We start from the raw sequence: 13317 nt of genomic DNA, 5'->3' as shown, positions 1-13317 counted from the left end.
CAGGCTGCCGACGATGGGGCCGGTACAGCTTAACGCTTTGGGCTTAACAGCACTTTGGCCCGGACTTGCCACCATAACGTGCTTCCTGGCGCTCTCGGAAGAACGCTTCGTACGTCATGACCGGTTTGTCCGGATGCGTCTTGTTCATGTGTTCGACGTAATTGTCGTAGTCAGGCATGCCCACCATCAAGCGTGCAGCCTGCCCCAGGTATTTGCCCAGCCGACCCAGGTCATTGAACATCGCAGCAGTCCTCTCAAGCGTCAGGCAGAGCCTGGAACGGGGTTTCCTTGTCGGTCCGCTCTTTGCGACCCCAGGCGGCGTAACCCACCTTGATCGCGAAGAACAGAATGCTGAATACCACCAGCAGGAACAGGATGGTCAGCCCGGCGTTAGTGTAGGCGTTGTAGATCACGTGCTGCATCTGCCCGATGTCCTTGGCCGGTGCCAGCACCTGACCAGCGTCCAGTGCGGTGCTGTATTTCTTGGCCAAGGCCAGGAAGCCCACGGCCGGGTTGGGATCGAACAGCTTGATCAGGCCGGCCGCCGTGGTGCAGATCAGCAACCAGGTGGCTGGCAGCAGCGTGACCCAGATGTAGCGCTGGCGCTTCATCTTGATCAGCACCACGGTGCCCAGCATCAACGCAATACCGGCCAGCATCTGGTTGGAGATGCCGAACAGCGGCCACAGCGTGTTGATACCCCCGAGCGGATCGATCACGCCTTGGTAGAGCAAGTAGCCCCACATGGCCACGCAACCTGCGGTGGCCAGCAGGTTCGCGCCCCACGATTCGGTGCGCTTGAGCGCCGGCACGAAGCTGCCGAGCAAGTCTTGCAGCATGAAGCGCCCGGCACGGGTACCGGCGTCCACGGCGGTGAGGATGAACAAGGCCTCGAACAAAATGGCGAAGTGATACCAGAACGCCATGGTGTTCTCGCCAGGCAGCACTTGGTGAAGAATCTGCGCGATACCCACGGCCAATGTCGGCGCACCGCCGGCGCGGGCCAGAATGGTGTGCTCGCCGATGTCACGGGCAACCGCCTCAAGCTGCTCGGGCGTGATCAAGAAGCCCCAGCTGCTGACCGTCTGCGCCACCGAAACCGCGTCTGCACCGACCACGGCAGCCGGGCTGTTCATGGCGAAATACACGCCCGGCTCGATCACCGAGGCCGCGACCATGGCCATGATCGCCACGAACGATTCCATCAGCATGCCGCCGTAGCCGATGTAGCGGGCGTTGGTTTCGTTGTCCAGCAGCTTGGGCGTGGTGCCCGACGAGATCAGGGCATGGAACCCAGAGACCGCGCCACAGGCGATGGTGATGAACAGGAACGGGAACAGCGTGCCTTTCCAGACCGGGCCGGTGCCATCAGTGAACTGGGTCAGCGCTGGCATCTTGAGCTCAGGGGCGATGATCAGGATGCCGATGGCAAGGCCCACGATGGTGCCGATCTTGAGGAAGGTGGACAGGTAGTCACGCGGGGCCAACACCAGCCAGACCGGCAGCACGGCTGCGACGAAGCCGTAGCCCACCAGCATCCAAGTGATTTGAACACCGGTGAAGGTGAAGGCTGGGCCCCAAACCGGATCCGCGGCAATCTGACCACCCAACCAGATGGAAGCCAGCAGCAGCACCACGCCGATGAGGGAAATCTCACCAATGCGGCCAGGGCGGATGTAGCGCATGTAGACGCCCATGAACATGGCGATCGGGATGGTCGCCATCACCGTGAACATGCCCCAGGGGCTCTCGGCCAGGGCCTTGACCACGATCAGCGCCAGCACCGCGAGGATGATGATCATGATCAGGAAACAGCCGAACAGGGCGATGGTGCCCGGAATGCGGCCCATCTCTTCGCGCACCATGTCGCCCAGCGAGCGGCCGTTGCGGCGTGTGGACAAGAACAGGACCATGAAGTCCTGGACGGCACCGGCCAGTACCACACCGGCAATCAGCCACAGGGTGCCGGGCAGATAGCCCATCTGCGCCGCCAGTACCGGGCCGACCAAGGGGCCTGCGCCAGCGATGGCCGCGAAGTGGTGGCCGAAGAGGATGTGCTTGTTGGTTGGAACATAGTCCAGACCGTCATTGTTGAGCACCGCAGGGGTGGCGCGGCGCGGATCGAGTTGCATCACTTTGGTGGCGATGAACAGACTGTAATAGCGGTAGGCGACCAGATAAATGGCCACTGCCGCGACCACGATCCACAAGGCATTGATCGCTTCGCCACGGCGCAGGGCGACGACACCCAGCGCGCAGGCTCCCAGGACTGCCAGCACCAGCCACGGGAGGTGGCGTAGCAGGCTGTTGTTATTGTTCATAGTTGGCTTCCAGCTGAGAGGTTGGAATGGATGGCCCTCTGAGTCTAGGGCCTGCCTGCCGGCTTTACCATCTCCAATTGCATGCCGATTTACAGCGCAACTCCACGTGGTAGAGCGGCACCGCACTGCCAAATACCTGGTAGTTCTGCCAGTTGTCCCGCCAGGGCCGATTGGCCGACCTTTGGTACTTCCAACTCAGCAAGGAAGTCGCCATGAACTCACTTCATCTCATCATCGCAGCCAGCCTTGCGGCAGGCAGCATGCACGGCAATGCCGCACCTGTAGAGCCGATGCATGGCGCAGTCGAGATGCCTATTTCCAGGCAGTACTACTGTTATCAACAAGGTGACTACAACTGGCCAGTCGACGGTTCAAACATCAAAAGCCCAGGGTGCAAAGCGGCTTACCAGCATGTGTTTAAAAAGTTTGGCAACAATGCGCAACAGGCTGTGTACCAGTTCAATCAATGGCATGAGGTGTCGAAGAACGTCGTTGATTTCCGCAATAAGGAGGCTGTCAAAAAAGCCATTCCTGATGGTCAGCTGTGCTCGGCAGGCAATAGCGTGACGGATACGAAGGCTGGGCAGGTCAATGACAAGAGCGGCTTGGACATCCCTGCCGATTGGTACGCCCAGGACTGGAAAAAAGATGACGACAACAAGGCCCACCTGCGCTACAAAATCATGGCGCCGCACAACCCTAGCTACTGGGAAATCTATGTGTCCAAGCCGGACTACGACCCCACCCAGCGGGCCTTGAAGTGGGATGACTTGGAGCTGGTACAGGAAATCGGAGATGTCCAGCCTGTCAATGGCTACTACGCGTTCGATGTCGATCTCAAAGAACACGCTGGCCGACGTGTGGTCTATACCCGCTGGCAACGTGATGACGCTGCAGGCGAGGGTTTCTACAATTGCAGCGACGTGAATATCGTCAAGTAGTGCAGGGACGAATACGCGATCATGGCTGGTCTATAGTCTGAACATCAGATGAGGACTCGCCATGACCCCGCCACATTCCGAGCGCCGCCGCTTCCAACGCATCGATTTCGACGCACCTGCCGAACTTCGCCAAGGCGAGCAGCGCTGGCCTGCCAGGCTCATCGATCTATCCCTCAAAGGCCTTCTGGTCGAGCGCCCGACCGATTGGAACCCAGACCCAACCCAGAACTACGAGGCGGTCATCCAACTTGACGCCGATACCTGGGTGAAGATGCAAGTCGAACTGCGCCATGAAGAGCTCACGCGGCTGGGCTTCGTTTGCCTGTACATCGACATCGACTCCATGAGCCACCTGCACCGTCTTGTGGAACTGAACATTGCCGACAGCACCGAAATGATGCGTGAGCTGCGTGAATTGATCGAATAACAGGATCTATTAGCTGGCTAACTGCCTGACCACCGCCCCTTTCCTGTCCATCTAGACAGCTTCCTGCCTGTCTCAGGCACCGTTGTATACACCCTCTCGTACAAGCGCTTTGGGTTGGTATGCCTCCTGCAACAAGGTCGCGTACGCCCCAAGGCTGCCCATGACGGCGCTTGGATCAAAAAATTGTATACAATTTGTGTAGTACCTGTAGGCAATAACTGACTACAGTAGCTCCACAACAATAAACAGAGAGCCTGCGCCATGACTACGTCCACAAGCACGTCTCCCGCCCAGCGGCCAGAGGACGAAAACCTCGGCCTGGGTGCCAATCTGGCCTATGGCCTGCAGCACGTGTTGACCATGTATGGGGGAATCGTTGCCGTACCCCTGATCCTGGGGCAGGCCGCAGGCCTCAATGGCGCAGAAATCGGTATGCTCATCGCCGCTTCGCTGTTTGCAGGTGGCTTGGCGACCTTGTTGCAAACCCTCGGCCTGCCGTTCTTCGGCTGCCAACTACCCCTGGTACAAGGGGTGTCGTTTGCCGGCGTCGCCACCATGGGCGCCATCCTCAGCAGTGAGAGTGGGGGCGGGCTGCCGGGGGTGCTGGGCGCGGTGATGGCCGCCTCGCTGATAGGGCTGCTGATCACCCCGGTATTCTCACGCATCACCAAGTTCTTCCCACCGCTGGTCACCGGCATCGTGATCACCACCATCGGCCTGACGCTGATGCCGGTGGCCGCGCGCTGGGTGATGGGTGGCAACAGCGCCTCACCTGACTTCGGCAGCATGGCCAACATTGGCCTGGCCGCCCTCACTTTCGCCATCGTGCTGCTGTTGAGCAAACTGGGCAGCGCGACTATATCCCGGTTGTCCATCCTGCTGGCGATGGTGGTCGGTACGCTGATCGCCTGGGCACTGGGCATGACCGACTTCAGCAAGGTTACCGAAGGCCCTGTTTTCGCCTTCCCCACGCCCTTTCACTTCGGCATGCCGGAATTCCACATCGCCGCCATCCTGTCGATGTGTATCGTCATCATGGTGACGCTGGTCGAAACCTCGGCCGACATCCTGGCCGTGGGTGAGATCATCGGTACCAAGGTCGACTCCAAGCGCCTGGGCAATGGCCTGCGTGCCGACATGGCCTCGAGTATCCTCGCGCCGGTGTTCGGCTCGTTCACGCAAAGTGCATTCGCCCAGAACGTCGGCCTGGTCGCCGTGACTGGCGTGCGCAGCCGCTACGTGGTGGCCACCGGCGGTGTGATCCTGGTGGTATTGGGCCTGCTACCGATCATGGGGCGCATCATCGCCGCGGTGCCTACCCCCGTGCTGGGCGGCGCGGGCATCGTGTTGTTCGGCACGGTGGCAGCCAGCGGCATTCGCACCTTGTCCAAGGTCAGCTACCAGAACAACGTCAACCTGATCATCGTCGCCGCTTCCCTGGGCTTTGGCATGATCCCGATCGCCGCACCGGCCTTCTACCATCAGTTCCCCAACTGGTTCGAAACCATCTTCCACTCAGGCATCAGCTCGGCGGCGATCATGGCCATCCTGCTGAACCTGATCTTCAACCATTTCACGGCAGGCAACTCGGACCAGCAGTCGGTGTTCGCTGCCGGCTACGAACGCACCATTCGCTACTCGGATATCTCCGCACTACGCGACGGGGACTATTTCAAGGATGGCAGGCTGTTCGATGCCGAAGGCCACGAGGTGCCGATGAGGGGCCAGGACGAGCACGGCAGCGAGCCGGCCAAGCGCGCGGCGGTCATCGAGCACTGATCCATCAGGTGGGTGTTGTACAGGGCCGATGCGCATCGTCGGCCCTTTTTTTTGCCAGTGAATTATTCGAACAAGGCATCCAGCGCCTGCTCTAGACGCGTCACGGCGATCACATCCAACCCTGCAGGCGCCTCTTTGGGTGCATTGCCCTTGGGCACGATGGCGCGCTTGAAGCCGTGCTTGGCAGCCTCCTTGAGCCGCTCCTGGCCACTGGGCACAGGCCGCACCTCACCCGACAGGCCGATTTCCCCGAACACCAGCAGGCCATGGGCCAGCGGCCGATTGCGCAGGCTGGACATGACGGCGGCGAGCAATGCCAGGTCCGAAGCCGTTTCCAGTACTTTCACACCGCCCACCACGTTCAGGAACACATCCTGATCGTGGGTCGGGATGCCCCCGTGCCGGTGCAGAACGGCCAGCAGCATGGCCAGGCGGTTCTGATCCAGGCCCAGGGTCACGCGGCGCGGGTTGGCCAGGTGGCTGTCATCGACCAGTGCCTGGACCTCGACCAGCATTGGCCGAGTGCCTTCCCATGTGGCCATCACGACACTGCCGGGGACTTCTTCCTGGGTGCGATTGAGAAAGATCGCCGAGGGGTTGGAGACTTCTTTCAAACCTCGGTCGGTCATGCCGAACACGCCCAACTCGTTGACCGCGCCGAAGCGGTTCTTCACCGCCCGCAGCAGCCGCAGGCGACCGTCGGATTCGCCTTCGAAATACAACACGGTATCGACCATGTGCTCCAGTACCCGCGGGCCTGCCAGCGAGCCTTCCTTGGTCACGTGGCCCACCAGGAAGATCGCCGTGCCACTTTGCTTGGCATAACGCACGAGCAGCGCCGTACTTTCACGCACCTGCGCGACCCCGCCTGGGGCCGATTGCAACTGTTCGGTGAAAATGGTCTGGATGGAATCGATCACCATTACCCGTGGTTTTTCCTGACGGGCGGTGGCGATGATGGTCTCGATGCAGGTTTCGGTCATCACCTTGAGCTGGTCCTGGGGAAGGCCCAGACGCCTGGAGCGCATGGCCACCTGCTGCTGGGATTCCTCGCCGGTGACGTACAGCGCCGGCATGCCGACGGCGATGTTGCACAGGGTCTGCAGCAGGATCGTCGATTTGCCGATCCCAGGGTCGCCACCGATCAACACCACAGAGCCATCAACCAGGCCACCGCCCAGCACCCGGTCGAGCTCGGTGCTGCTGGTGGTGAAGCGCGGGATCTCCTCGACGCTGACCTCAGCCAGGGTCTTGATCTGTGCCTGCTGCCCCGTCCAGCCGGCGCGGCCCGTGCTGGGTGCTGCGGCGCCGCCGCTCTCGATCATGGTTTCGACCAGCGTGTTCCAGGCGCCACACTCGCCGCACTGGCCAGCCCATTTCGGAAAAGTCGCGCCGCACTCGGTGCAGCCATACAAGCGCTTGGCCTTGGCCATGGGGAGTGCCTCCGGGCAAAACCTGCATGATACCCGAGGCTGGCCGTGCCCCGAATGCCTTGGGATGCGACAAAACTATTCGGTGCGACGGAAGTCACTACCCCTGAATGCAGCGCATGAAGCGTTTAAGTGGCTTACACTGCGTTTACCTCACCATTTGTTACAAAGGAATCGAAACATGGGCATGATCAGTGAGTTCAAGGCCTTCGCGGTCAAAGGCAATGTCGTCGACATGGCGGTAGGTATCATCATCGGCGCGGCCTTCGGCAAGATCGTCTCGTCCTTCGTCGGCGACGTGGTCATGCCACCGTTGGGCCTGCTGATCGGCGGCGTTGACTTCAGCGACCTGGCCATCACCTTGAAGGCGGCGCAAGGCGACGTCCCGGCCGTGGTGCTGGCCTATGGCAAGTTCATCCAGACCGTGATCGATTTCGTGATCATCGCCTTTGCGATCTTCATGGGCGTCAAGGCCATCAACCGGCTCAAGCGCGAAGAGGCCGTGGCGCCAAGCGTACCGCCCGCGCCGTCCCCCGAGCAGACCCTGCTTACCGAGATTCGCGACCTGCTCAAGGCTCAGAACCGGCCCTGAAGTGCACCGTTACAGGCTGCAGGAAGCGGCAAAGCTTCATGCACCGCTGCGCCCCTGTAGCCTGTAGCGGCACGCCGGCTACCAGTACGTCTCGACGGCCACCTGGCCCGGCCGTTTGCTAAGGCTCAATTGCAGATCACGGGCCTTGAGCACCTTGCGCGTTTCATCGATCATTTCAGGGTTGCCGCACAGCATGATTCGCGAATGCTCCGGTGACAGCTCAAGCCCTGCCGCCCTTTCCAACTCGCCGCTTTCGATCAAGGTGGTGATGCGCTGATTCAGGGCGCCTGGATGTCGCTCACGTGTCACGACCGGGATGAACTGCAACTTGCCGGCATGCTCGGCCAGGTACTCACGCTGCTCCAAGCCAGCAATCTCGTCCAGATAGGCCAACTCTTTGGCCTCACGCACCGAATACACCAGCTTGATGTTGTCGAAGCGTTCCCAGGCTTCGAAGTCCTGCAAAATCGACATGAACGGCGCGATGCCTGTACCCGTGGCCAGCAACCACAGGTCGCGTCCGTCGACAAAACGGTCGAGGGTGAGAAAGCCAAAGGCTTGCCGCTCCACCAGGAGCGAATCGCCCTCACCCAGTCGGCTAAGCTCACTGGTGAATTCGCCACCCGGCACTACGATTGAAAAGAACTCAAGGTATTCGTCGTGGGGTGCACTGACCATGGAGTAGGCGCGCCAAACCACACTGCCATCAGCCTTGGTCACGCCCAGGCGAGCAAACTGACCGGAGCGAAAGCGAAAACCCGCATCACGGGTGACCCGCAGGCTGAAGAGGTTCGGCGTGAGCGGCTGAACCTCGAGCAAGGTCTGGCGGGTGAATTTTTCGTCGCTGGCGGTCATGTCGGGCTCCATATCTTGGGGCCCTACAGTGTCGCGCAAAGCGCCCGCGATAAAAACCACTGGGTTTTTGCGGCTTCGAAAGTTGTACAAAGATATACAGAAGCACAGCACAGTTATAGCGAAAAAGACGGACACACCGGTTTGGAGCTATCTACACTGCCTTCGAACCCATACGGACTGGGCCGCGTCGCCCTTGGAGACTCACATGTTTCACTGGAACCCCGAGCACCTACACGCCCTGGTGAGTGAGCGTAATCCTCGGAAGCTGTTCGACATCGCGGTGCATCTGGTTCAGGATCTGGGTTTCGAGTATGTGGGACTTAAGCTTCGCATTCAGATTGCTACCCAGACACCACGGCATTACTTGTACAGCAATTACCCCAGCGCATGGATCGAGCGCTACCAGCGCGGAGAATTCTACAAGCAGGACGCAGCGGCTGCGCTCAGCCACCGCTCGACCAATCCTGTGGTATGGAGCGATGAGGTCTACCGCGAGGCACCGCATTTTCGCGAGGCAGCCTGCGAGCATGGCCTGCGTCATGGCTGGACCCAGTCCTTGCATGATCTGCAGCACAACGAAAGCCAGATGAGCGTGTCCAGGCCGCTGCGCACCGTCGAGACCGCCGAGCTGTTCGAAAAAGCCGGGGCCATCCAGTGGTTGTGCCATACCGTACATGCGGTGCTGAGCGCGCATCACCTCGATGCACTGTGCCCCTCCCAGCCCAAAATGAGCGAACGCGAGTTGGAAGTGCTGAAGTGGTCTGCGGCAGGCAAGACTGCTTCCGATGTCGCCTGCATCCTGTCACTGTCGCAGAGTACGGTGAACTTTCACATTCGCAGCGTCATTACCAAGACCAACGCCGCCAACAAAGCGGGCGCTGTCGCCATCGCCGCGTTGCGCGGCTGGATCTGATCCCGGGCCTGCGAGCCCAGCCAAAGCCCTGTAGAATCGCTCGACTAAGCCCGCAGCGAACGGTTGCGGGCAGCTTTGTACCCGAGCCAGATTGCCATGCCCCTGTTGACCACGCCCTTCGCCGAACTCGATCTGATCCGCCAGCCGGACCAGGCCAACGATCCCTTGCAGGCCTTTGACGCCGCCGATGAGTACCTGCTCGAACAATTGCATGCCCAGGCGTTGCCAGCCGGCAGCCGTGTGCTAGTGCTCAACGACAGTTTCGGGGCGCTGGCGGCAAGCCTCGCCAGGCACCTGCAGGTGACCAGCAGCGGCGACTCCTACCTTGCTCAACTCGCGCTGGCCAAGAACCTGGCACGTAACGGCCTGCCTGCCGACAGCGTTTCGTTCGTGCCTGCCTGTCAAACCTGGAACGGCCCCTTTGATCGGGTAGTGGTCAGGGTGCCCAAGACGCTTGCCTTGCTCGAAGATCAACTCATTAGGCTGCAAGGGCACCTGGCGCCGCAGGCGCAGGTGATTGCCGGGGCTATGATCAAGCACCTTCCCCGTGCTGCCGGCGACTTGCTGGAAAAGTATGTCGGCCCTGTGCAAGCCTCGCTGGCACGTAAAAAAGCCCGGCTACTGACCGCCACGGTGGATGCGCGCCCTGCCTTTACATCGCCCTACCCCAGCCGCTATCGCCTCGAATCGCCAGCGCTGGAGTTGCTCAACCATGCCAATGTCTTCTGTCGTGAAGGCCTGGACATTGGCACACGGGCATTTCTTCCGCATCTGCCGGATAACCTGGGCAACGCCCGGGTCGCGGACCTGGGTTGCGGCAATGGCGTGCTGGCCATCGCCAGCGCTCTAAAAAATCCAGACGCCCAGTATACCTTGGTGGACGAGTCGTATATGGCCGTGCAATCGGCACGGGAAAACTGGCAGCGTGCGCTGGGTGATCGCCCAGCCGACTTCCTGGCCGCAGACGGCCTGGCCGGCATCGAAAAACAGTCATTGGATGTAGTGCTGTGCAATCCGCCCTTCCACCAGCAGCAAGTGGTGGGTGACGTGCTGGCCTGGCGTATGTTCCAGCAGGCCCGCGAGGCGCTGGTGGTCGGCGGCGCCTTGTACATCGTGGGCAACCGCCACCTGGGCTATCACAGCAAGCTTGCCCGCCTGTTCCGGGGCGTGGAGCAGGTGGCGGCAACGCCCAAATTCGTGGTGCTCAAGGCGCGCAAGTAACTGTCGACTAGGTGGAACAGCGTACGGCGCCTGGGTGAGCAGGCGCGTTCGGCGTACTACCGGCTGATGCCGGGGTTCAGTGGGTGGTCAAGCCGGCTGCGCTCATGAACAGGCGCATCAACCATGCCGCCACACCCAGCGCGGCCACACTCAACGCCCAGATCAGCACCAGCCAGCCCAGGCGCTGCCACAGCGGTTTCTTGCTTGCCACGTCCTGATCACGGGTCATGGTGCAGTCTCCTAGTGATAGCCTTGGTCATGGGTGACCTTGCCGCGGAACACGTAGTAGCTCCAGAAGGTATAACCCAGGATCAGCGGTAGAATGAACAGCGTTCCCACCAACATGAAGCCCTGGCTTTGCGGTGGCGCGGCAGCCTCCCAGATCGAGATCGATGGCGGGATGATATTGGGCCACAGACTGATGCCCAAGCCACTGTAACCCAGGAAGATCAGCCCCAGCGTCAACAGAAACGGTGTGTAGTTCGCGCTGCGGGCTACTGCCTTGAACAGGTTGTAGAAGGTCAACAGCACCAGGATCGGCACCGGCATGAACCACACAAGGTTGGGCATGCTGAACCAGCGGTCGGCAATCTGCGGATAGGCGATTGGCGTCCACAGGCTGACGACACCCATGACGGCCAGCAACACGAGCGCCAGCGGCCGCCCCAGCTTGTGCATCTGCTCCTGAAGCGGCCCTTCGGTCTTCATGATCAGCCAGGTACACCCCAGCAGTGCATAGGCCACGATCAGCCCCAGGCCGCAGAACATGCTGAAGGGTGTCAGCCAGTCCAGCGAGCCGCCGGCGTAATGCCGATCCACCACCTTGAAGCCTTCGATGAAGGCGCCCAGCGCTACGCCTTGGAAGAACGTCGCCACCAGAGAACCCCAGATGAACGCCTTGTCCCATAGATGGCGGCCAGCATCGGTGGCCTTGAAGCGAAATTCGAAGGCCACGCCACGGAAGATCAGGCCGATCAGCATCAGGATCAGCGGTAGATAGAGCGCTTCGAGCACGACCGCGTAAGCCATCGGGAACGCGCCGAACAGCCCCGCGCCACCCAGCACGAGCCAGGTCTCGTTGCCATCCCAGACCGGTGCGACTGTGTTCATCATCACGTCCCGGTCACGCTCTTGTTTGACGAAGGGGAAGAGCATGCCGATGCCCAGGTCGAAACCGTCCATCACCACGTACATCATGACGCCGAAGATGATAATGACGGCCCAGATCAGTGGAAGATCGATACCCATGACTCAGTTCCCCTTGCTCAGGTCTGCAGTGGTGGCATCGCTGCCTTCGTCGGCGGCGGACAATGGCCGCGCCGGCGTGCGTTTGCGGCCAGGACCGCCCGGACGCTGCTGATCGCCTTCGCCGGTATGCGGGCCCTTGCGCACCAGGCGCATCATGTAGGCGAACCCGGTGCCGAACAGCGCGAAGTACACCACCACGAACGCCACCAGGGTGAACCCCAGCTGGGTATAGCTGTGGTTGGAAACGCCGTCGGCTGTGCGCATCAGCCCGTAGACCACCCAGGGCTGGCGGCCGATTTCGGTGGTGAACCAGCCGGCGAGGATTGCCAGCAACCCGGAAGGCCCCATCCAGGTCACGAAGTGCAGGAACGGCCGCGAGGTGTACAGCTTGCCGCCCTTGCGCAATACAAGGCTCCACACGCCAGCGGCGATCATCAGCATGCCCAGCGCCACCATGATGCGGAAGGACCAGAAGATGATGGTGGAGTTGGGCCGGTCTTCAGGCGGGAACTCCTTCAAGGCCGGCACCTGCTTGTCCAGGCTGTGGGTGAGGATGAGGCTACCGAGCACCGGGATCTCGATCTTGAACCGTGTCGTTTCAGCTTGCATGTCCGGGATGCCGAAGAGGATCAACGGAGTAGGCTCGCCGGGGCGGTTCTCCCAATGCCCCTCGATAGCGGCGATCTTCGCCGGTTGATGCTTGAGGGTATTGAGGCCGTGGAAGTCGCCGATCACTGCCTGGATCGGCGCGACGATCAACGCCATCCACATGGCCATGGAGAGCATCTTGCGCACTGAAGGGTTGTCGCGCCCCCGCAGCAGGTGCCAGGCGGCCGACGCGCCCACGAAGAAGGCGGTGGCGACGAACGCCGCCGTGGCCATGTGCATCAAGCGGAACGGGAACGAAGGGTTGAAAATGACAGCGAACCAGTCGACCGGAATCACGCGACCGTCGATGATTTCGTGACCTTGCGGGGTATGCATCCAGCTGTTCGAGGCCAGGATCCAGAACGTGGAAACCAGCGTTCCGAGCGCCACCATGCAGGTAGCGAAGAAATGCAGCCCACGGCCCACGCGGTTCCAGCCAAAGAGCATCACCCCCAGGAAACCTGCTTCGAGGAAGAAAGCAGTCAGCACTTCGTAGGTCAACAAGGGCCCGGTGACCGAACCTGCAAATTCGGAGAAACGGCTCCAGTTGGTGCCGAACTGATAGGCCATGACCAGGCCCGAGACCACGCCCATGCCGAAGTTGACTGCGAAGATTTTCGACCAGAAGTGGTACAGGTCTCGATAGACCTGCCTGTCTGTCTTGAGCCACAGCCCTTCGAGCACCGCCAGGTAACTGGCCAGGCCGATGGTGATGGCAGGAAACAGGATATGGAAGGATACGGTAAACGCGAACTGGATCCGGGCAAGATCCAGTGCCTCCAGACCGAACATAGGTGCTACCTCATCAGATAATCCGGCGGTCGGGCACTCGGCCCTTTCGCCCACTGCCCCCACATAGTCGAGTACGGCATGTTGGAATTGTTCTGTTCGATGTGCAGGGATTGCGGCCAAAGGCCGAAATCGTCGGGGATCGTTGCAAAC

At 60.8% G+C, this 13317-nt stretch carries 13 protein-coding genes; 6 read left to right on the top strand and 7 right to left on the bottom strand.

The genetic code is table 11. The features are described from left to right. Window positions 1-43: 43 nt before the first annotated feature. Window positions 44-241 carry a YbdD/YjiX family protein gene (locus tag B2J77_RS03680; RefSeq protein WP_023534469.1) on the bottom strand — a complete coding sequence of 66 codons (198 nt, stop codon included), beginning with the start codon at window positions 239-241 and terminating at the stop codon, window positions 44-46. A 13-nt stretch (window positions 242-254) separates the two neighbouring features. Continuing rightward, window positions 255-2321, bottom strand: coding sequence for a carbon starvation CstA family protein (locus B2J77_RS03675; RefSeq protein WP_058637213.1), 2067 nt, complete (start codon window positions 2319-2321; stop codon window positions 255-257). A gap of 170 nt (window positions 2322-2491) precedes the next feature. Here B2J77_RS03675 and B2J77_RS03670 point away from each other — a divergent pair, with 170 nt between their 5' ends. From B2J77_RS03670 to B2J77_RS03660, 3 genes are all read left to right on the top strand, one after another. After that, on the top strand, window positions 2492-3262 hold the full coding sequence (locus B2J77_RS03670; protein ID WP_153302482.1) for a lytic polysaccharide monooxygenase auxiliary activity family 9 protein: 771 nt from the start codon (window positions 2492-2494) through the stop codon (window positions 3260-3262). A gap of 61 nt (window positions 3263-3323) precedes the next feature. Beyond that, window positions 3324-3689: a PilZ domain-containing protein gene (locus B2J77_RS03665; RefSeq protein ID WP_058637215.1), complete on the top strand. Its 366-nt coding sequence runs from the start codon at window positions 3324-3326 to the stop codon at window positions 3687-3689. Window positions 3690-3950: 261 nt separating this feature from the next. Beyond that, window positions 3951-5468, top strand: coding sequence for a nucleobase:cation symporter-2 family protein (locus B2J77_RS03660; RefSeq protein ID WP_058637216.1), 1518 nt, complete (start codon window positions 3951-3953; stop codon window positions 5466-5468). A gap of 62 nt (window positions 5469-5530) precedes the next feature. Here B2J77_RS03660 and radA read toward each other — a convergent pair whose 3' ends face one another. After that, on the bottom strand, window positions 5531-6901 hold the full coding sequence (gene radA, locus B2J77_RS03655) for a DNA repair protein RadA (RefSeq protein WP_058637217.1): 1371 nt from the start codon (window positions 6899-6901) through the stop codon (window positions 5531-5533). A gap of 178 nt (window positions 6902-7079) precedes the next feature. Here radA and mscL point away from each other — a divergent pair, with 178 nt between their 5' ends. After that, window positions 7080-7490, top strand: coding sequence for a large-conductance mechanosensitive channel protein MscL (gene mscL / locus B2J77_RS03650; protein ID WP_023534347.1), 411 nt, complete (start codon window positions 7080-7082; stop codon window positions 7488-7490). Between the two features lie 78 nt (window positions 7491-7568). Here the strand turns inward: mscL and B2J77_RS03645 are convergent, their stop codons facing one another. Beyond that, window positions 7569-8345, bottom strand: coding sequence for a ferredoxin--NADP reductase (locus B2J77_RS03645; RefSeq protein ID WP_058637218.1), 777 nt, complete (start codon window positions 8343-8345; stop codon window positions 7569-7571). 205 nt (window positions 8346-8550) lie between these two features. On the opposite strand from B2J77_RS03645, the gene B2J77_RS03640 reads away from it, so the two are divergent. Together B2J77_RS03640 and B2J77_RS03635 are read left to right on the top strand one after the other, a co-directional pair. Beyond that, window positions 8551-9258 (top strand): autoinducer binding domain-containing protein, encoded by a 708-nt coding sequence (locus tag B2J77_RS03640; protein WP_058637219.1) that lies wholly within the window; start codon window positions 8551-8553, stop codon window positions 9256-9258. A gap of 96 nt (window positions 9259-9354) precedes the next feature. Continuing rightward, window positions 9355-10479, top strand: a complete 1125-nt coding sequence (locus B2J77_RS03635; protein ID WP_078478007.1) for a methyltransferase — start codon at window positions 9355-9357, stop codon at window positions 10477-10479. A gap of 76 nt (window positions 10480-10555) precedes the next feature. On the opposite strand, the gene B2J77_RS03630 is transcribed toward B2J77_RS03635, so the two are convergent. Genes B2J77_RS03630 through B2J77_RS03620 form a run of 3 tightly spaced genes read right to left on the bottom strand, consistent with a single transcriptional unit; the run spans window position 10556 to window position 13167 of the window. Next, complete coding sequence (locus B2J77_RS03630; protein WP_058637221.1) at window positions 10556-10708, bottom strand: DUF2474 domain-containing protein; 153 nt, start codon at window positions 10706-10708, stop codon at window positions 10556-10558. Window positions 10709-10719: 11 nt separating this feature from the next. Further along, the gene (gene cydB, locus B2J77_RS03625; RefSeq protein WP_058604864.1) at window positions 10720-11727 is read right to left on the bottom strand and encodes a cytochrome d ubiquinol oxidase subunit II; all 1008 of its coding nucleotides are present in this window, start codon (window positions 11725-11727) and stop codon (window positions 10720-10722) included. 3 nt (window positions 11728-11730) lie between these two features. Then, on the bottom strand, window positions 11731-13167 hold the full coding sequence (locus B2J77_RS03620) for a cytochrome ubiquinol oxidase subunit I (protein ID WP_078478006.1): 1437 nt from the start codon (window positions 13165-13167) through the stop codon (window positions 11731-11733). Window positions 13168-13317: the final 150 nt, after the last annotated feature.

Source organism: Pseudomonas parafulva, assembly GCF_002021815.1.
In the GTDB taxonomy this organism is placed as follows: Bacteria; Pseudomonadota; Gammaproteobacteria; order Pseudomonadales; family Pseudomonadaceae; genus Aquipseudomonas; species Aquipseudomonas parafulva_B.
The sequence above is the reverse complement of the archived record's forward strand: the minus strand, read 5'-3'. Positions and strand labels throughout refer to the sequence as shown.

Bases quoted from the DNA above. Each gene is read 5' to 3' on its own strand.
- B2J77_RS03665 (WP_058637215.1), top strand. From the start codon at position 3,324: ATGACCCCGCCACATTCCGAGCGCCGCCGCTTCCAACGCATCGATTTC.
- B2J77_RS03635 (WP_078478007.1), top strand. From the start codon at position 9,355: ATGCCCCTGTTGACCACGCCCTTCGCCGAACTCGATCTGATCCGCCAG.
- B2J77_RS03680 (WP_023534469.1), bottom strand. From the start codon at position 241: ATGTTCAATGACCTGGGTCGGCTGGGCAAATACCTGGGGCAGGCTGCA.
- mscL (WP_023534347.1), top strand. From the start codon at position 7,080: ATGGGCATGATCAGTGAGTTCAAGGCCTTCGCGGTCAAAGGCAATGTC.
- B2J77_RS03675 (WP_058637213.1), bottom strand. From the start codon at position 2,321: ATGAACAATAACAACAGCCTGCTACGCCACCTCCCGTGGCTGGTGCTG.
- B2J77_RS03640 (WP_058637219.1), top strand. From the start codon at position 8,551: ATGTTTCACTGGAACCCCGAGCACCTACACGCCCTGGTGAGTGAGCGT.
- B2J77_RS03645 (WP_058637218.1), bottom strand. From the start codon at position 8,345: ATGACCGCCAGCGACGAAAAATTCACCCGCCAGACCTTGCTCGAGGTT.
- cydB (WP_058604864.1), bottom strand. From the start codon at position 11,727: ATGGGTATCGATCTTCCACTGATCTGGGCCGTCATTATCATCTTCGGC.
- B2J77_RS03660 (WP_058637216.1), top strand. From the start codon at position 3,951: ATGACTACGTCCACAAGCACGTCTCCCGCCCAGCGGCCAGAGGACGAA.
- B2J77_RS03620 (WP_078478006.1), bottom strand. From the start codon at position 13,167: ATGTTCGGTCTGGAGGCACTGGATCTTGCCCGGATCCAGTTCGCGTTT.
- radA (WP_058637217.1), bottom strand. From the start codon at position 6,901: ATGGCCAAGGCCAAGCGCTTGTATGGCTGCACCGAGTGCGGCGCGACT.
- B2J77_RS03630 (WP_058637221.1), bottom strand. From the start codon at position 10,708: ATGACCCGTGATCAGGACGTGGCAAGCAAGAAACCGCTGTGGCAGCGC.